The sequence below is a fragment of the Pseudomonas abieticivorans genome (genome assembly GCF_023509015.1).
GTDB lineage: Bacteria > Pseudomonadota > Gammaproteobacteria > Pseudomonadales > Pseudomonadaceae > Aquipseudomonas > Aquipseudomonas abieticivorans.
Genome location: NZ_CP094975.1, coordinates 2,087,896 through 2,103,630, shown reverse-complemented (window position 1 = coordinate 2,103,630; position 15,735 = coordinate 2,087,896). Strand labels below are relative to the sequence as shown.

The following is a 15,735-nucleotide window of genomic DNA, read 5'->3' as shown; positions in this document are numbered from 1 at the left end:
AGCTTCAGGCTGCAAGCCTCAAGAGGCAGCATGGCGCACATCGCCGCTGACTCTTGCCGCTTGCAGCTTGCAGATGAACCTACTTCACCGTGGAAAGGTCGCCCTTCAACGCCACACCCGCCATGATCGCGCCGGCATGGCACTCATAGGTGCTGGCATCCTTGCGCACGTTGCTCTTGTAGAAGCTGACGATGTTGGTCACCGCATTGGCACCGGCATTCTTCGCTGCGCTGTTGAGCGACAAAATAGCCGATTGCAGGGCCCACTCGCAGGCGGCTTGGTCGGTCTTGTTGAAGGCGTTGGTTTTCTTGTTGGTCACGGCGCCTGGGCTGATAACGCTCACTGGGCCCTTGGGCTGCACGCCCGCCAGGTAGAACTTCACGCTGCCATCGAGCTTGCCGGCGCTGGTCATTTCGCTGATGACCTTCTCGAACGGCAAAAACAATTGGGTATCGCGGGCCTGGCTGATGCCCGGCAGGGCGCACAGGGTGAAGGCGGCCGCAGTGGCCCAAGTCTTGATTTGCATGGTTTCTCTCCTTGAAGGTTTCACTTAATTCCAGCGGCGGAAAATCAACGAGGTGTTGACGCCACCAAAGGCAAAATTGTTGTTCATCACGTACTGGTTGCTCATCTGCCGGAACTCGCCGCGCAGGTAATCCAGCTCGCCACACAGCGGGTCGATCTCGTCCAGGTTGAGCGTGTGCACGTAGCTGTCGCGGTTCATCATCTCGATGCTGAACCAGGACTCCAGCGCGCCGCAGGCCCCCAGGGTGTGGCCCAGGAAGCTCTTTTGCGAACTGATGGGCATGCGCGGGCCGAACAGGCTGCTGGTGGCCAGGGTCTCGGCGATGTCGCCTTGCTCGGTGGCGGTGCCGTGGCCGTTCACATAGCCGATGGCAGCGGGTGCGAGGTGGGCATCTTCCAACGCCAGCTCCATGGCCCGGCGCATGGTGGCCTGCTCTGGGCGGGTGGTATGTTGCCCGTCGGCGTTGCTGCCAAAACCAACGATTTCGGCGTGGATGTGTGCCCCGCGTGCCACTGCATGTTCCAGCTCTTCGAGCACCAGCATGCCGCCGCCTTCACCGATCACCAGGCCGTCGCGGCCGCTGTCGTAGGGCCGTGGGCTAGTGTGTGGCGCGTCGTTTTTCAGGCTGGTGGCGTACAGCGCGTCGAACACCATGGCTTCGGTGGGGCACAGCTCTTCGGCGCCACCGGCGAGCATCAGTGGCAGGCGGCCGAACTTGATGGCCTCGTACGCATAGCCAATGCCCTGGCTGCCGCTGGTGCAGGCGCTGGAAGTGGGGATCAGACGCCCGGTCAGGCCGAAAAAGATGCTGATGTTGGCCGCCGTGGTGTGCGGCATCATGCGCACGTAGGAGTTGGCGTTCAGGCCCTCGGCCACCGAGTTGAGCAGCATGTTGCCGAAGGCCTTGATCTCGTCGGTGCTGCCGGTGGACGAGCCACAGGCCACGCCCATGCGCCCGTCACGGATGATCGGGTCGCCCAGCAGGCCTGCGTCCAACAGCGCCCGCTCTGCGGCAGCTACCGCCAGGCGCGACACGCGGCCCATGCTGCGCAACTGCTTGCGAGTCCAGGCAGCGGGTACCTTGAAGTCATCGATGGGCCCGGCCAGGCGGGTGTTCAGTTCTTCGAACCGGTCCCATTCGTCCATGCGCCGGATGCCGCTGCGGTTGCCGGCGAAATGCCCGGCGATGGTCGCCCAGTCGTTGCCCAGCGAAGTGATGCCGGCCATGCCGGTGACGACGACGCGCTTCATCAGCACAACCCTCCGTTGACTGCCAGCACTTGGCGGGTGATGTACGAGGCTTCTGCCGACATCAAAAAATTGACCGCGCCGGCGACTTCTTCCGGGGTGCCCATGCGCTGCGCCGGGATCATTTTCATCAGCTCTTCGACGGGCACGTGTTCGTCGAGCATGGCCGTGTCGATCAAGCCGGGTGCCACGCAGTTGACGGTGATCTTGCGCTTGCCCAGCTCAATGGCCAGCGCTTTCGCCGCACCGATGATGCCGGCCTTGGAAGCGCTGTAGTTCACCTGGCCGCGGTTGCCAATCAAGCCCGACACCGAGGTGATGCAGACGATGCGGCCTGGCGCGCGACGGCGGATCATCGGCATCATCACCGGGTGCAGCACGTTGTAGAAACCGTCCAGGTTGGTACGCATCACCAGGTCCCAGTCCTCCTCGCTCAGGGCCGGGAAGGCGCCGTCGCGGGTCAGGCCGGCATTGCACACCACGCCGTAGTAGGCACCGTGCGTCTGGACGTCATCGAGCAGAATGTGTGCACACGCGGCACGGTCGGCCACGTCGAACTGCAGCACGCGGGCGTTGCGGCCCAAAGCCTTGACTTCGGCCTGCACGGCGTTTGCCTCGGCGCGGCCGCTGCGGCAATGCAGCACCAGGTCGAAGCCTGCCTGCGCCAGGCGCAGGGCGATGGCGCGGCCGATGCCACGGCTGGAGCCGGTGACCAGTATGGATTCAGTCATGGGAAGACTCCTGTGCGGGCGCAGCAGCCAGGTACTCGGCGGCCTGCGGCGGGCGATAAACGTTGAGGCGGGCCTGGGCGTGGATGCCGGGGCCTGTGAGGTGGCACTCGAACACGCCCATGCCGCTGTCGTCTTGCAGCGAGCGCAGGCCGTGGATGGTCAGTTCGGTGCCGGCTGGAAAGTGTTCAACATTGCATTCGAACTTGCGCGTGCCGAGCAAAAAGCCCAACTCCACCGGCTGCCCGCGCAGGCGCGCCTGGCATCCGGCAAACGCGGCCACGCTCTGGGCCATCAGCTCGATGCCGATCCAGGCCGGCAGGCTGCCGTCTTCGCGGTTGAACAGGCCGCCAGGGCGCACCACCAGTTGGGTATGGATGCTGTCGTCGTCGAACGCCAGCACCTGGTCGACCAGGATCATGTCGCCGGCATGGGGTATCAGGTCGGCGATGGGCCAGGCAATCATCGAGGGTCTCCCAGAATAAGGCTGACATTGTTGCCGCCAAAGGCGAAGGAATTGCTCATCAGCCGACGAGAGGGGCTGGCGGCCATGGTTTGGCCCGGTGTCACCCACTGCAAGGCGGGCAGCTCGGGATCGGCCTGGGCATCCCATACATGGGGCGCCAGCAAGCCTTGCGCGTTGCCAAGGCTGAGCCAGCAGAACGCCGCTTCCAACGCACCGGCGGCGCCCAGGGTGTGGCCGGTCATCGGTTTGGTCGACGAGCAAGGCACGCCACCTGGGAACAGGCTGTTCACGGCGATGCTTTCCATGGCGTCGTTGTGGGCCGTGGCGGTGCCGTGCAGGTTCAGGTAATCGATTTGCCCCGGGGCAAGCCTGGCTTGCTGCAAGGCCTTGTTCATGGCTTGTAGTGCGCCTCGGCCGGCGGGTTCGGGCGCGGAAATATGATGGGCGTCGCAGCTGGCCCCGGCGCCGAGCAGGGCGACCGGCCTGGCGTTGCCTGCGAGGTGTTCGCGGGTCATCAGGAACAACACCGCGGCTTCGCCGATATTGATGCCGTCGCGGTTGCGCGAAAACGGATTGCAGCGTTTCGAGGACACCGCTTCCAGTGCGCTGAAGCCGTTGAGGGTGAGCTTGCACAGGCTGTCCACGCCACCGCACAGCACCGCATCGCACAGGCCCAGGTCCAACAGGCGCCGGGCACTCATCAACGCGCGGGCGCTGGAGGTGCAGGCCGTGGAGATCACGTATGCCGGGCCGCTCAACTGCAGCCACTGGGCAAGAAAATTGGCCGGTGCGCTGAGTTCCTGCTGGGCATAGGCATACCCGGTCGGAAACTGCCGGTCGCGCAGGTAGGCGGCGATGTCGCGGCTGGCCTCGTCGATGCCCGAGGTGCTGGTGCCCAGGACGACCCCGATGCGCCCGGGGCCATAGCTCTGGATGGCCTGTTGGATATCGCCTTCTATCTGCCGCGCGGCCTGCAGCAACAGCTGGTTGTTGCGGCTGCCTTGCTGCGCAAGGTGCTTGGGCATATCGGCCAGGGGGCCGGGCACGGCGGCCACCGGCAAGGTTTTGTCCGGTACCCAGCCGGCTTGCAGCTGCATGCCGCTGCAGTCACCGGCGAACAGGCGGCGGGCGACCTCGGCCTTGTCCCGGCCCAGGGCGCAAACCAGCCCCAGCGCATTGAGGTAGGCCGTCACGGCGACACCTCGTCGGGCAGTGGGCTGACCTGGTAGCTCAAGCCTTGGCTCAACTGCACGGTGAAGTCTTGCGGGCCGCGGTAGGTAACCTGCCAGCGCTCGCCCAGGTGGCGCTGGTTACCCTGTTGTTCGGCCTTGGGGTAGCTGGCGGGCAAGCGCGCAGGTTCGGTAAAGGCAAACAGCAGGGCGCCGAACAGCTCGCGTGCCTGCGGGTTGGGCGGCAGCAGGCCGTCAGCCTGCCACTTGCCGTCGATCAAGCGTTGGCGGGCCTGGGGGATGCCGAGGAAATCCATCATCGACCAGCGCAAGCCGCCGTCCTCGGCCTGGATCACCAGCAACCAGTCCTGGCGCTGACCGGCTTGCAGGCGCACCACATGCAGCTGCATCGGCAGCGCCAGGTTAGGCGTTTGCTCGGGCAGCGGCGGCCTGCCGCTGCAGGCGCTCAGCAGCAGCAGACAACCGAGCAGCAGTGCGCGGATCATGCCGTGGCCCCGCTGGCCAGTGGTTTGCGCGCCACCACGTTGACCAGGGTTTCTTGCCGTTGGCCAAAGGGTTTTGGCCGGCGCAGGCCAGCACGCTCCAGCAGGCCGAAATCCTTGGCGCGGCTCCACCACAAGTAGGGGTACGAGATGTTCTGCGGGCCAAATTCGAAGCCCTGTTCACGGAGCATTTGCAGGTAACCTTCAGCGCTTTTTTGCACGTGCATGGGGTGGCGGAACAGCCAGCGTATCACCCAGGTGTCGATGTAGGCTTCGGTGGATTCGGCGAACAGCAGGTAGCCACCGGGCTTGAGCACCCGGTAGAACTCGGCCAGGGCTTTTTCCTGTTCCACCAGGTGATGGAAGGTTTGGTGGCAGAACAGCAGGTCGACGCTGGCATCGGGCATCTGCAGCTTGGCGCAGTCATTGGCTTGCAACTGCACCTCCAGGTTCAGGCGCTTGGCTTCCTGGGAACTCAGCTCGATGCTGTGCAAGTCGGCATCCAGGCCCATCAGCCGGGCCGGCTTGAATACCTGCTGCAAATACTGGAACGACTTGCCTTGGCCGCAGCCGGCATCCAGCAGCACGGCCTGGGCCGGTGGCGCCTCGCTGAACAGCCCGCGCAGGTCGTTGATCGCCACACGCAGCACGTGGTGCTGCCAGGTGTGGCTGCGCAGGAACCAGAAGCCGAAGCGGGTTTCTTCGACGTAGGTGTCGCTCAGGTACTGTGGGCCGCTCATGCTGGCGTACTCGCGCACACTTCGGCGAGCATGCGCAGGCGGCGCACGGGTTCGGCCACGAAGGGGTTGCGTTGGTCCCAGGCGTAGCCGGCCAGGATCGAGCTGATCATGCGGCGGATCTCGGCCGAGCTGCCAGGGTGGTAGATCACGTCCTGGAAGCTGCCGTTGTACCAACCTTCGACATACGCGCGGAAGGTATCGACGCCGCGCTTGAGGGGCACGGCGAACTCATTTTGCCAGTCCACCGCCACGCCGCTCAGCTGGCGGTGCAGCAAACCTGCGGCCATGCTGGCCGAGCGCATGGCGATGGTCACGCCCGAGGAGAACACCGGGTCGAGGAATTCCGCGGCATTGCCGAGCAAGGCGAAACCGGGCCCGTGCAGAGCCTTGACGTTGGCCGAGTAGCCGCCGATGGTCCGTGCCGGGGTGTCCCATTGAGCATTTTGCAGCACCTTTGCAAGGCTTGGAGTCGCTTGCACGAAGCCTTTCAGGCAGGCGTCCAGGTCGGTTGCGCCTTGCAAGTGCTCGGCCGCCGCCACCACGCCTACCGAGCAACGGCCGTTGCTGAACGGGATGGTCCAGAACCAGATATCGCGCTGGGTGGGGTGGGTGGTCACCAGGATCTTCTCGCGGTCGAAGGTATGGCAGTCAATGCGGTCTTCGACGTGGGTGAAGATGGCCTGGCGCAGCGGGAAATTCGAGGGCGCTTCCAGCTCCAATAGACGCGGTAGCACGCGGCCATAGCCGCTGGCGTCGAGCACGAACTCGCTCTGCACGACGTACTCGCTGCCATCGGCGCGCTGCACCGTCAACTGCGGTTGCGCGGCGTTGAAGTCGGCAGCCGTGATGGTTTCTTCGTAGCGGATTTCCACGCCCTGCAACTCGGCCTGGTCGGCCAGCAGCTTGTCGAAGTCGGCGCGCTGCACTTGGAAGGTGGTGGGTTTGCCGTTGCTGAACGTGTCGCCAAAGTCGAACGCACTGTAGCGTTCGCCCCAGGCAAATGCCGCGCCCTTCTTGACCTGGAAACCCGCCGCCTGGACCGCTTCAAGCATGCCGGCTTCTTCGATGAAGTCGATGCAGTGCGACAGCAGGCTTTCGCCGATGGAAAAGCGTGGGAAGCGCTGGCGCTCGATGATCAGCACGTCGTGGCCGTTGCGCTTGAGCAACGCGGCGGCGATGGCGCCGGAAGGCCCGGCGCCGATCACCACGACCTGGCGCTGTTCCCTTTCAATGTTTGGCATGTGGCCTCCTTGCCGCGTGTGCGGTGTTCAATGGGGTTGGGTTGAGCCCGGCCAGTGCAGGTAGCAGCGTGGCGGCCAGGCCCAGGCGTTTGCCCAGGTCGCTCGCCAGGCCAAACAGGCCAAGGGCCCCTAGCCAGAACAGCAGGACTGTCATGGGCTCACCTGCGCGCTGTGTTTGGCTTCACCGGACCAGGGCGCCAGCAAAAAGCTGAAGGCCAGGCCCAGGCTGACCGACAGGCCGAAGTTGCTGACCGCAGGCGTGCTGGACACCGCCAGCAGGCCAAACGACAACCAGGTGGTGGTGGCGGCAAGCAGGGTGCCCAGCAGGCTCACGGCAGCGCCGCCGATGCGTTCGCGCATCAGGATCGCGTAATCGACGCTGATGGCCGTGACCAGCAGCAGGCCGAACAGGCTGAACAGTGTCAGCGGCTGGCCCAGCCAACCCAGGCTGGCCAGGCTGCACAGGGCGGCCAGCAGGGGCAGGGCGACAATACGCAGTGCGCCGCCCAGGCCGAACGGCAAGATCAGCAACAACACGATCAGGCCACACGACAGCAGCTTGAGCTCTGCGGCGCTGACCTGGGTGGCGGCGAACACCTGGTTGAGGTCGCCCAGGCGGTCTACCAGTTGTACGCCAGGCAGGCCTTGGGCTGCCGACTTCAACAGCGAGCTGTTGGTCATGCCCTGCAGGCTGATCATCGAGGCCACACCTTGGCCGCTGTTGCCTAGCCACAGCAAGCGCCACGGTTCGCTCAAGGGGCCGGCCAGGGCTTGGTCGATGGTTTGCCCCGGCAGGGCCTTGAGCTGGGCAAGCTCGGTTTGCAAGGCGCTGATCGGAACGCCCAGGGCCACCAGCGGTTGCCAGTGGGCTGGCAATGCGTCCAGCGCAGTGCGCAGTTGTTGCTGCTGCGCCGAGGTCGCCAGCAGTTGGTTCAGCGCCAGGTAACCCTTGAGTTTGTCTTGGTGCACCAATACCTGCAGCCGTTCGGTGAGGGCGCTTTCACGCTCCAGCAATTGCTGCGCGTTGGCCGCGCGCAACAGGAAGAACTGGCTGGTGGGCTGGTAGCCGGTGATGCGTGCGATGGCCTGGGCCTCTTGAAGCAGTTGCGGTGGCGCCCCAACCCATTGGCGGATGTCATTCTTGACGCTCAGGTGCCACAGGCCGCCTGCGCAAAACAGCATCAGCAAGGCCAGCAGCCAAGGGCTGGGTAGGCGCTTGAGCAGCGCCAGGCGCAGGTTGATCAGGGCGTTGGCCAGGTTCAGAGGCCAGGCCGCAGGGGCCAGTTGCACGTTATTCAACAGCGCCGGCAGCAGGCATACGGCGGCGAGGTAGGCGCCTACCAGCCCGGCTGCCGAGAATGCGGCGATCTGGGTCAGGGCCGGGAACGGCGTGAAGGCCAGCGCCAAATAGCCGATGCAACTGGTGGCCAGGCTCAGGCTCAGGCCCGGCAGCGTCAGGCGCAAGGCCGGCCAACTACGCCAGGGCTTCAGGCTCCAGGATTTGGACAAATAGTGCAGTGGGTAGTCAACCGCCACGCCGATCAAGCTTGAGCCCAGCACCAAGGTCATCACGTGCAGGTGGCCGAACAGCCCCACGCACGCCACTGCGCCAAACAGCATGCCGACCAGCACCGGGATAAATGCCAGCAGCACCCGCCAGCGGCGAAAGGCCAACAACAGCAGCAGGAGAATGCCCAAGGTTGCGCCGCCACCTACCCAGGTGATTTCCCGGGTGGCGTCACGCTGGCCGTTGGCGGCGTACAGCAGGCCGCTGGCCGCCAGCAGTTGCCCGCCGGCGGCTTGAGCTTGTTGGCGAGCCTGGCCGAGCAGGTCGTCGACCTTGAGCGGTAGCCGCAGGTCAAAGGCGTTGCCTTCGGTACGGGCGCGCAGCAGCACCCAGCTCTTGCCGTCGGCGGTGGCGATCAGCGCGCCGCTGCCCAGGTCCATTTGCACCGAGCCATGCTTGGGTTGGCCTTGGAGGATACGCCCGGTCAGGCCCAGCCAATCGTCTTGGCTGGCGACCAGGCTGAAACCGGCGAAGGGGTCGAACAGGCTTTGCACGCGCTGCTGGATAAACGCGTCGGGATGGTCGACCAGGGCGCTGCGGTCGGCTGTCGGCAGCATCGCCAGGCGCCCTTGCAGCAGTTGCGTGCGCAAGGCCGGCAGGTCGGCCTGCAGGTTCCACTGGACCTTTTCGAACAGGCCGCTGGCCTGCCATTGCGTAGCCAGGGTTTGGGCCAGGGCGATGGCCTTATCCTTGTCGTTGTGGCCCACCAGCACCAGCATTTCGCGGTTCAGCGGTTCTTGCATGCGTTGTTCGGCGCGCTGCTCGAGCGGGTCGGGCGTGGCGCCGGGCACAAGCTCCATCAGGTTGGCCGACAGCGGCGCGCCGGCGTGCCATTGCCAGCCAGCCAGGGCCATGACAGCCACCAGCAAGGTCAGGAACAGCCGCGGTAACAGGCGCTCACTCGGCAAAATCGAGGCGCTCCGCGTCGTTCAAATCCGGGGCGCCGGTGCTTTGCGACATGCGCAGCACGGTGCTGTCGCCCTGGGTTTCGAGCAGTTCGATGCGCTCGACGTACTGGCCGCCTGCGATGTTGATCTGCGTGAAGATCTGCTTGAGCAGCAGCGAGCGTGGGGTCAGGTGCACCTGCCAGTGTTGCGCGTCGCCTTGCAGTGCCAGCTCGAAGTCGCGTTCAAGCGCCGAACTGTCGCCTTGCAGCACGGCGAAGAACAGTTTGTTTTGCTGGGCACCGGCGCTCTGGCTCGGCAACGTTTGCCAGCCACCGGCATCGCGCCGGGCGATGCCCTGAGCGTTGATACGGTAGTCCTGCTTCACGGGGCTGGCGAGTAACCACAGCAAGCCGTGGTCCTTGGCCAGTACGAAGCGGCCCTGGCTGACCAACGGTTGGGGCAGGGCGCGCAGGTGTTTTTCCTGCACGAAGGGGCCGCGCACCACGCCGGGTTTGCCCAGTTGCGCGCTCAGGTCTTGCAGGCCGAAGGCCTGGGCCAGGCCCGAGAGCATCAGCAGGCCCAACACAATCAACGCTCTCATGGCAGGTGCCTCGTGACGGCATCAATGAACACTTGGGGCGAGGCCAGTTGCATTTCGCGGCTGGCAATGTCCACCGCCACCTGCACGGAACTGGCGCGGGTCAGGCGCTCGCCGGTTACCGCGTCGCTGATCAGGTAGTTGATCTTCAGGCGGTTCTCCCACTCCACCAGGCTGGCGCGCACATTGATGCGTTGGCCAAAGGTGGCGCCACGCACGTAGCGCAGTTGCAGGTCGATCACCGGCCACGCGTAGCCTGCATCGCGCATGTGGTTGTAGTTGTGGCCAATCTGGTCGAGCAGCGTACAGCGGGCCACTTCCAGGTACTTGACGTAATGGCCGTGCCAGACGACGTGCATCGTATCGATGTCGAAAAACGGCACCAGGATTTCGGTGTCGGCGTGGATCACACCCGGGCTACGCATGCAGCCTCCAGTGTTGCTCGGCGATACGTTTCAGGCACAGGCGCAGTTCGGCGTCCAGGGCTCGGTCTTCGATGACCGGCGCGAAGTCTTCGGCCAGGTGCCGGTGCATGGCGGCCAGCGCCGGTGGCAGGGGCCGCGCATTGGTATCAAGGCTGCGTAGCCATACGCCTTGCTGGGCGGCCAGCAGCGTGGCCGCCGCTACCTGTTCGGTCAACTCCAGCACCCGCAGGGCGTCGCGGGCAGCGATGGTGCCCATGCTCACTTTGTCCTGGTTGTGGCACTCGGTGGAGCGCGAGAACACGCTGGCCGGCATGGTGTTTTTCAGCGCTTCGGCGGTCCAGGCGCTGGCGCCGATCTGCACGGCCTTGAAACCGTGGTTGAGCATCGCCCGTTCGGCACTTGCGCCCGACAGGTTGCTGGGCAGGCCGTGGTTGTAGCGCACGTCTACCAACAGGGCCAATTGCCGGTCCAGCAGGTCGGCCACGTTGGCCACCAGGGTTTTCAGGCTGTCCATGGCGAAGGCGATATGCCCGCCGTAGAAGTGCCCGCCGTGCAGCACGCGCTCGGCCTCGGCATCGATGATCGGATTGTCGTTGGCACTGTTCAGTTCGGTTTCGATAAAGCCGCGCAGCCAGCCCAGGCTGTCGGCCAGCACGCCCAGCACATGGGGCGCGCAGCGCAGCGAGTAGCGGTCTTGCAAGCGGTGCAGGGGCGCGGTGGGGGCATCGATGGCCAGGTCTTCGCGCAACCAGGCCGCCACCTGCATTTGCCCAGGATGGGGCTTGGCGGCGAACAGGCGCTCGTCGAAGTGTTCCGGGTTGCCCTGCAGCGCCACCACGTTCAGCGCGGTGATGCGGGTGGCCAGTTTGAGCAGGTAGTCGGCGCGGGCGAAGGCCAGGCAAGCAAGCCCGGTCATCACCGCTGTGCCGTTCATCAGCGCCAGGGCTTCCTTGGGCCGCAGTACCAGCGGCTGCCAGCCCAGCTCGCGGTGGACGTCGCAGGCGTTGCGGCGCTCGCCGCGATACAGCACTTCACGCTCCCCGGACAGGGTGGCTGCCACGTAGGACAGCGGCGTCAGGTCGCCGCTGGCGCCCACCGAGCCCTCTTCCGGGATCAGCGGCAAAATGTCGTGATGCAGGAACGCTTGCAGCCGCTCCAGCAGTTCGATGCGCACGCCCGAAACGCCATGGCACAGCGACTGCAGGCGCGCGGCAAGCACGGCGCGGGTGGCCTGGGCGTCCAGCATTTTGCCCAAACCGCAGCCGTGGAAGGTGTACAAGTGGCGCGGCAGGGCCTCGACATGCTCCAGCGGCACGGCCACCACGCAGGAGTCGCCGTAGCCGGTGGTCACCCCGTAGATCACGCCTTCCTTGTCCAGCAGCGAGTCCAGGAAACGCGCGCCCTTGGCGATGCGCTCACGGTATTGGTGATCATCCTGCAGGCGGGTTTCGACCTGGCGGTTGGCCAGGGCCAGCACGTCTTCGATGCTGAGCGGGGTTTGGCCGAAGGTTACGGGCTCAAGCGTTGGCATCGTCATCGGTCTTCCAGAAAGGGTAGAAATTGAACCACTGGTGTGGCGCTTGCAGGCAGTAGTGGCCCAGGCGTTCGGCGTAGCGTCCGGCCCAGTGGGCGATCACCTGCTGGCGATCGCTGCGGCGCCATTCGATGGCGGCGGCAAACGGTTCCAGAATCACCTGGTAGCGGCCCTGTTGCTTGAGGCACAGCAGCAAGTTGATCGGGCACTTGAGCAACCCGGCCAGCAGCCAGGGGCCTTGCGGGAAGGCGGCTGGGTGGCCGAGAAAGTCCACCCGCACGTTGCGCCCGCCGTGCAGCGGCACGCGGTCACCGGCAATCGCCAGCCATTCACCCCGGTCCAGGCGTTGGCTCAGTTGCAGCATGATGGCCGGGTCCAGCTCGCTCACCTGGATCAGCCGCAGGTTGGTCGCCCCGGCCTCGCCCAGCAGGCGGTTGAAGCGTTCGGCGTGCTTGGTGTGCACCAGCACGTTCATGGTCACCTTTTCGCCAAGCTCGGCCAGCGCCCGGCACACCTCGAGATTGCCCAGGTGCGCGCCCACCAGCATCTGCCCGCGGCTGCCGCGCAATTGTTCGCGCAGGTGCGCGGGGTCGACGATCTTGATCTGCTCGATGCTCAGCTTGCCGTTCCACACATCGAGCTTGTCCAGCAGGGCGTCGGCGAAGGCCATGAACTGCTTGAACACCCGCCAATGGTTGGGCGCAGGCGTCGCCTGGCCGCTCCACTGCGCCAGGCGTTGCTGGTATTGCCAGGCACTGCGCCGGGCGCGGCGGCCAAACAGGAAGAAATAAAACACGATGGCGTAGAGGATCGGGCTGAGCACCCGGCGCCCGAGCACGCGCACGCCCCAGGCGGTGAGTTTCATCAGCCAGAAGCTGCCGCGCTCTTCATGCCTGGCCCAGTGTTGTTCGCTCACGCCTGCCACCGCCGCCAAAGGATCAGCGGAAAGCGCAGCAACATGCCGAAGAACAGCTTGGTGTGCATCTTGCTGATCAGCGCGTTGTCGTGGAACAAGCGGAAATGCGACAGGCCGTCCTGCGGGTAATGCACCTTGGTCGGCAGCCAGTGCATGGGCTGGTTGCGCCAGGCCAGGCGCACGAGGATCTCGGGGTCGAAGTCCATGCGTTTGCCGAGTTTGACCGAGTCAATCAGGCGCAGGCACACGGGCAAGGGGTACACCCGAAAGCCGCACATGGAGTCGGGGATGCGCAGCGACAGGCTGTTGATCCATACCCACACGTGGGTCAGGTAACGGGCGTACAGGCGGCCCTTGGGCACGCTGGCATCGTACTGCGGGTAGCCGCAAATCAGCGCGTCGGGTTGCTGGCGCGAGGCATCCAGGAACAGGGCGACGTCGTGCAGGTCGTGCTGGCCGTCGGCGTCCACTTGCAGGGCGTGGCTGTAGCCCAGCCGGGCCGCCTCGCGCAGGCCGGCCATCACCGCGCCGCCTTTGCCCTGGTTGACCGCCAGGCTGACCAAGGCGACCTGATCCTGCTGCGCCAGGTGCTTGAGCACCTGCGCGCAGGCCGGGCTGCTGGCGTCATCGACCAGGATGCAGGGCAGGCCGGCGCCCAACAGTTCGGCGACCACCGCAGGCACCGCGCCTTCATGGTCGTACACCGGGATCACTGCACACGGCTTATGCATGGGCGGCCTCCAACAGGATGCGGCCACTGGCACAGGCGGCGGTACCACGGCGGTAGGCGAAATAGAGTTTGCCGCGCTCGGCGTCGAAACGCAGGGTCAGCAGCAGTTGATCGCCGGGGCGCACCAGTTGCTGGAACTTCAGCACTTGCATGCCGGCGAATCGGGGTGGCAGGGCCAGCAATTGCTGCCCCAAGGCCATGGCCCAATCCACTTGCACCACCCCTGGCAACACCGGTGCCTGGGGGAAGTGCCCGCTGAAACAGGCAAGGTCCGGCGGCACCATCAGTTGCACGTGCAGTTCGTTTTCGACCTGCTGCTGGCCGAGCACTTCGGGCATTTTTGGACGAGGGTCCAACAGGATGCTGTCCACCAGGTTTTGCGGCAGTTTGCCCTGGCTGTTGAACGGCAACTGGCTCAGCAAGCGCCAGCGGCGGGGCAGGGCCAGAGCTTCGCAGTGGGCACTCAGATGCTTGCGCAAGGCATCGGTGAGCGCGCGCCGACCTTGGCTCTGCAAGGCGTGCAGGCCGCTAGCGCTGAGCACCAGCAAGGCGCCCAGCGATGCGCGTGCTTCCTGCACCACGCCCAGGCGGGTGTCTTGCACCCAAGGATGGGCGAGCAGCGCCTGTTCCAGCATCGGCAGGGAGATACGTTTTTCTTCCAGCTTGATGATGCGGTCAAGCCGACCGAGCAGTTGGAAGCGGCCCAGGTCGTTGAATTGCGCGGCATCGGCGCTGTGTTCAATGTGCCCGGCGGGCAGGTAGGGCGATTCGATGCACAAGGCGCCTTGCTCGTCCTGGGTCAGGCGAATGCCGTCGAAAGCTTGCCACCAGCTGTCCCGCTGGCGCCAGGCGATGCCGCCGGTTTCGGAGCTGCCGAGGATCTCGGTGGGGCGCTGGCCGATGCGCAGCTCAAGCGCTGCGGCGGCCTCTTCTGGCAGCGCACCGCCCGATGAGAACACCCGTTTGACCGCGCTCAGTGTGGGCCAGTCGAGGTTGTCGCCCATGCGCTTGAGCAGCGCGGGGCTGGTGACCCAGGCAAATTCGGCGTGCTCGCGGCTGGCTCGTTGCAGGTCTTCGGGGAAGGGCAACTGCTGGCGCAAAAACGGGCGCCCGGCGCACAGCGGCCAGAGTACGCGAAACAGCAGGCCATAGATGTGTTGGGTGGCGACGCTGCCGATGATGCAGGCCTCACCGAGGTCGGCAGACCACAAATCGTCGAGGGCCCGCACTTCATTGGCCAGTTGGCGCAGGCACTTGTCGATACGCTTGGGCTCGCCGCTGGAACCAGACGTGCACAGACTCAGCCGGCAGGTGTCCAGGTCCAGGGCTGCGGGGGGCAAGGGCTCGGCGTACAGTTCGGCCAGGGGCTGCTCGGCGGTGATCCATAAGTCGACCTGGCTGTCCCAGCGCTGGCGTGTCTGGCTTTGCAGGTCGGCGGGCAGCAGCACGCTGACGCCGGCACGCCAGGCCCCGAGCAAGGCGACTGCCAGCTCGGCGGCGTCTTCCAGGTACAGCGCCAGGCGCTTGATGCCCCGCGCTTGCAGGCCGCCAGCCAGGCGCAGGGCCTGATCGCAGAGCTGGGCGTGGTTCAGCGCGGGTGTGAAGCTGACGCTGCGCTCGGGGTGACCTCGCAGCAGCTGCTGCTCAAGTGAAATCCATGTCATGCGCGGCCTCGTACGCGTTGTCTGATCAGCCATTCGCCAGCGAACAGCAGGCCCATCAGCGCATAGGCGATCAGGCCGTTGTAAAGGGTCCACCAGCTCAGTGGCGCCCATAGGGTCAACGCGGCAGCGACCAGCCCGTTGCCCAGGAAAAACAGGCACCAGGCCTGGGTCACCTTGCGGGTATAAGGGATGGCCACCGCCGGCAGGTCAGGCTCGCTCAGGCGTGCCAGGCGTTCGGCCACGGGCATGCCATGCTTGAGGCTCAGGCCGAACAACGTGAGCATGAAGCTTGAGACCAGCACCGGGTACCAACGCAGCAGGTGCGAGCTGTTGAACAACGCCAGCAACAGGCAGAAGCCGATCGCGGCCAACGCCATCCACAGGCTGCCGGGCTGGCGCTTGCCGGTAAGCACGCGGGCCAGCCAGAGCGAGCCGAGCAACAGGCCAAACTGCCAGGGGGCGAAGTGGGCCAGGCCGAAATACACCGCGAACGGGTACAACAGGCCGGCCAGCAATAGGCCGGCGCCGATCAGTCGGCTCATGCGGCCGCGTTGACCAGGCGGTACACCGCCTCGACCACGTCGCCGACGGTGCGTACGGCCTTGAACTCATCGGCGGCGATCTTCTTGCCGGTCTTGCGCTTGATGTGGTCGATCAGGTCCACGGCGTCGATGCTGTCGATTTCCAGGTCCTGGTACAGGTTGGCTTCCAGCGTCACGCGCTCAGGTTCCAGTTCGAACAGTTCGACCATGGCCGCTTGCAGGGTATTGAAGATGTCTTCACGGGTTTGCAT

The 15,735-nt window shown here is 65.3% G+C and carries 18 protein-coding genes; all 18 read right to left on the bottom strand.

Annotated features, from left to right (window positions below):
- Positions 1-79: 79 nt before the first annotated feature.
- The 18 genes from L9B60_RS09415 to L9B60_RS09330 are packed head-to-tail and all read right to left on the bottom strand — an operon-like array spanning position 80 to position 15,735.
- The gene (locus L9B60_RS09415) at positions 80-526 is read right to left on the bottom strand and encodes an excinuclease (RefSeq protein ID WP_249678216.1); all 447 of its coding nucleotides are present in this window, start codon (positions 524-526) and stop codon (positions 80-82) included.
- Positions 527-550: 24 nt separating this feature from the next.
- Positions 551-1,777, bottom strand: a complete 1,227-nt coding sequence (locus L9B60_RS09410; RefSeq protein WP_249678215.1) for a beta-ketoacyl-ACP synthase — start codon at positions 1,775-1,777, stop codon at positions 551-553.
- Positions 1,777-2,505, bottom strand: a complete 729-nt coding sequence (gene fabG, locus L9B60_RS09405) for a 3-oxoacyl-ACP reductase FabG (RefSeq protein WP_249678214.1) — start codon at positions 2,503-2,505, stop codon at positions 1,777-1,779. The genes L9B60_RS09410 and fabG overlap by 1 nt, the downstream gene beginning before the upstream one ends.
- Positions 2,498-2,968 carry a hotdog family protein gene (locus L9B60_RS09400; protein WP_249678213.1) on the bottom strand — a complete coding sequence of 157 codons (471 nt, stop codon included), beginning with the start codon at positions 2,966-2,968 and terminating at the stop codon, positions 2,498-2,500. The genes fabG and L9B60_RS09400 overlap by 8 nt, the downstream gene beginning before the upstream one ends.
- Positions 2,965-4,161: a beta-ketoacyl-[acyl-carrier-protein] synthase family protein gene (locus L9B60_RS09395; RefSeq protein ID WP_249678212.1), complete on the bottom strand. Its 1,197-nt coding sequence runs from the start codon at positions 4,159-4,161 to the stop codon at positions 2,965-2,967. The genes L9B60_RS09400 and L9B60_RS09395 overlap by 4 nt, the downstream gene beginning before the upstream one ends.
- Positions 4,158-4,643, bottom strand: a complete 486-nt coding sequence (locus L9B60_RS09390) for a hypothetical protein (protein WP_249678211.1) — start codon at positions 4,641-4,643, stop codon at positions 4,158-4,160. Before L9B60_RS09390 ends, L9B60_RS09395 begins: the two co-directional genes overlap by 4 nt.
- A complete protein-coding gene (locus L9B60_RS09385; protein ID WP_249678210.1) occupies positions 4,640-5,380 on the bottom strand; it encodes a methyltransferase domain-containing protein in 741 nt (246 codons plus the stop codon). The genes L9B60_RS09390 and L9B60_RS09385 overlap by 4 nt, the downstream gene beginning before the upstream one ends.
- Positions 5,377-6,621, bottom strand: a complete 1,245-nt coding sequence (locus tag L9B60_RS09380) for an NAD(P)/FAD-dependent oxidoreductase (protein WP_249678209.1) — start codon at positions 6,619-6,621, stop codon at positions 5,377-5,379. Before L9B60_RS09380 ends, L9B60_RS09385 begins: the two co-directional genes overlap by 4 nt.
- Positions 6,608-6,775, bottom strand: a complete 168-nt coding sequence (locus L9B60_RS09375) for a hypothetical protein (protein ID WP_249678208.1) — start codon at positions 6,773-6,775, stop codon at positions 6,608-6,610. Before L9B60_RS09375 ends, L9B60_RS09380 begins: the two co-directional genes overlap by 14 nt.
- On the bottom strand, positions 6,772-9,096 hold the full coding sequence (locus L9B60_RS09370) for an MMPL family transporter (protein ID WP_249678207.1): 2,325 nt from the start codon (positions 9,094-9,096) through the stop codon (positions 6,772-6,774). The genes L9B60_RS09375 and L9B60_RS09370 overlap by 4 nt, the downstream gene beginning before the upstream one ends.
- Positions 9,086-9,676, bottom strand: coding sequence for an outer membrane lipoprotein carrier protein LolA (locus tag L9B60_RS09365; RefSeq protein ID WP_249678206.1), 591 nt, complete (start codon positions 9,674-9,676; stop codon positions 9,086-9,088). Before L9B60_RS09365 ends, L9B60_RS09370 begins: the two co-directional genes overlap by 11 nt.
- Positions 9,673-10,098: an acyl-CoA thioesterase gene (locus L9B60_RS09360; protein ID WP_249678205.1), complete on the bottom strand. Its 426-nt coding sequence runs from the start codon at positions 10,096-10,098 to the stop codon at positions 9,673-9,675. The genes L9B60_RS09365 and L9B60_RS09360 overlap by 4 nt, the downstream gene beginning before the upstream one ends.
- Positions 10,091-11,635: an HAL/PAL/TAL family ammonia-lyase gene (locus L9B60_RS09355; RefSeq protein ID WP_249678204.1), complete on the bottom strand. Its 1,545-nt coding sequence runs from the start codon at positions 11,633-11,635 to the stop codon at positions 10,091-10,093. The genes L9B60_RS09360 and L9B60_RS09355 overlap by 8 nt, the downstream gene beginning before the upstream one ends.
- Positions 11,616-12,548: a lysophospholipid acyltransferase family protein gene (locus L9B60_RS09350; protein WP_283780588.1), complete on the bottom strand. Its 933-nt coding sequence runs from the start codon at positions 12,546-12,548 to the stop codon at positions 11,616-11,618. Before L9B60_RS09350 ends, L9B60_RS09355 begins: the two co-directional genes overlap by 20 nt.
- Positions 12,545-13,279, bottom strand: coding sequence for a glycosyltransferase family 2 protein (locus tag L9B60_RS09345; protein WP_249678203.1), 735 nt, complete (start codon positions 13,277-13,279; stop codon positions 12,545-12,547). The genes L9B60_RS09350 and L9B60_RS09345 overlap by 4 nt, the downstream gene beginning before the upstream one ends.
- Complete coding sequence (locus L9B60_RS09340; RefSeq protein ID WP_249678202.1) at positions 13,272-14,942, bottom strand: acyl-CoA synthetase family protein; 1,671 nt, start codon at positions 14,940-14,942, stop codon at positions 13,272-13,274. The genes L9B60_RS09345 and L9B60_RS09340 overlap by 8 nt, the downstream gene beginning before the upstream one ends.
- Positions 14,939-15,484, bottom strand: a complete 546-nt coding sequence (locus L9B60_RS09335) for a COG4648 family protein (protein ID WP_249678201.1) — start codon at positions 15,482-15,484, stop codon at positions 14,939-14,941. The genes L9B60_RS09340 and L9B60_RS09335 overlap by 4 nt, the downstream gene beginning before the upstream one ends.
- Complete coding sequence (locus L9B60_RS09330; protein ID WP_249678200.1) at positions 15,481-15,735, bottom strand: acyl carrier protein; 255 nt, start codon at positions 15,733-15,735, stop codon at positions 15,481-15,483. The genes L9B60_RS09335 and L9B60_RS09330 overlap by 4 nt, the downstream gene beginning before the upstream one ends.

Bases quoted from the DNA above. Each gene is read 5' to 3' on its own strand.
- fabG (WP_249678214.1), bottom strand. From the start codon at position 2,505: ATGACTGAATCCATACTGGTCACCGGCTCCAGCCGTGGCATCGGCCGC.
- L9B60_RS09380 (WP_249678209.1), bottom strand. From the start codon at position 6,621: ATGCCAAACATTGAAAGGGAACAGCGCCAGGTCGTGGTGATCGGCGCC.
- L9B60_RS09345 (WP_249678203.1), bottom strand. From the start codon at position 13,279: ATGCATAAGCCGTGTGCAGTGATCCCGGTGTACGACCATGAAGGCGCG.
- L9B60_RS09355 (WP_249678204.1), bottom strand. From the start codon at position 11,635: ATGACGATGCCAACGCTTGAGCCCGTAACCTTCGGCCAAACCCCGCTC.
- L9B60_RS09415 (WP_249678216.1), bottom strand. From the start codon at position 526: ATGCAAATCAAGACTTGGGCCACTGCGGCCGCCTTCACCCTGTGCGCC.
- L9B60_RS09365 (WP_249678206.1), bottom strand. From the start codon at position 9,676: ATGAGAGCGTTGATTGTGTTGGGCCTGCTGATGCTCTCGGGCCTGGCC.
- L9B60_RS09340 (WP_249678202.1), bottom strand. From the start codon at position 14,942: ATGACATGGATTTCACTTGAGCAGCAGCTGCTGCGAGGTCACCCCGAG.
- L9B60_RS09385 (WP_249678210.1), bottom strand. From the start codon at position 5,380: ATGAGCGGCCCACAGTACCTGAGCGACACCTACGTCGAAGAAACCCGC.
- L9B60_RS09390 (WP_249678211.1), bottom strand. From the start codon at position 4,643: ATGATCCGCGCACTGCTGCTCGGTTGTCTGCTGCTGCTGAGCGCCTGC.
- L9B60_RS09335 (WP_249678201.1), bottom strand. From the start codon at position 15,484: ATGAGCCGACTGATCGGCGCCGGCCTATTGCTGGCCGGCCTGTTGTAC.
- L9B60_RS09410 (WP_249678215.1), bottom strand. From the start codon at position 1,777: ATGAAGCGCGTCGTCGTCACCGGCATGGCCGGCATCACTTCGCTGGGC.
- L9B60_RS09360 (WP_249678205.1), bottom strand. From the start codon at position 10,098: ATGCGTAGCCCGGGTGTGATCCACGCCGACACCGAAATCCTGGTGCCG.
- L9B60_RS09330 (WP_249678200.1), bottom strand. From the start codon at position 15,735: ATGCAAACCCGTGAAGACATCTTCAATACCCTGCAAGCGGCCATGGTC.
- L9B60_RS09375 (WP_249678208.1), bottom strand. From the start codon at position 6,775: ATGACAGTCCTGCTGTTCTGGCTAGGGGCCCTTGGCCTGTTTGGCCTG.
- L9B60_RS09400 (WP_249678213.1), bottom strand. From the start codon at position 2,968: ATGATTGCCTGGCCCATCGCCGACCTGATACCCCATGCCGGCGACATG.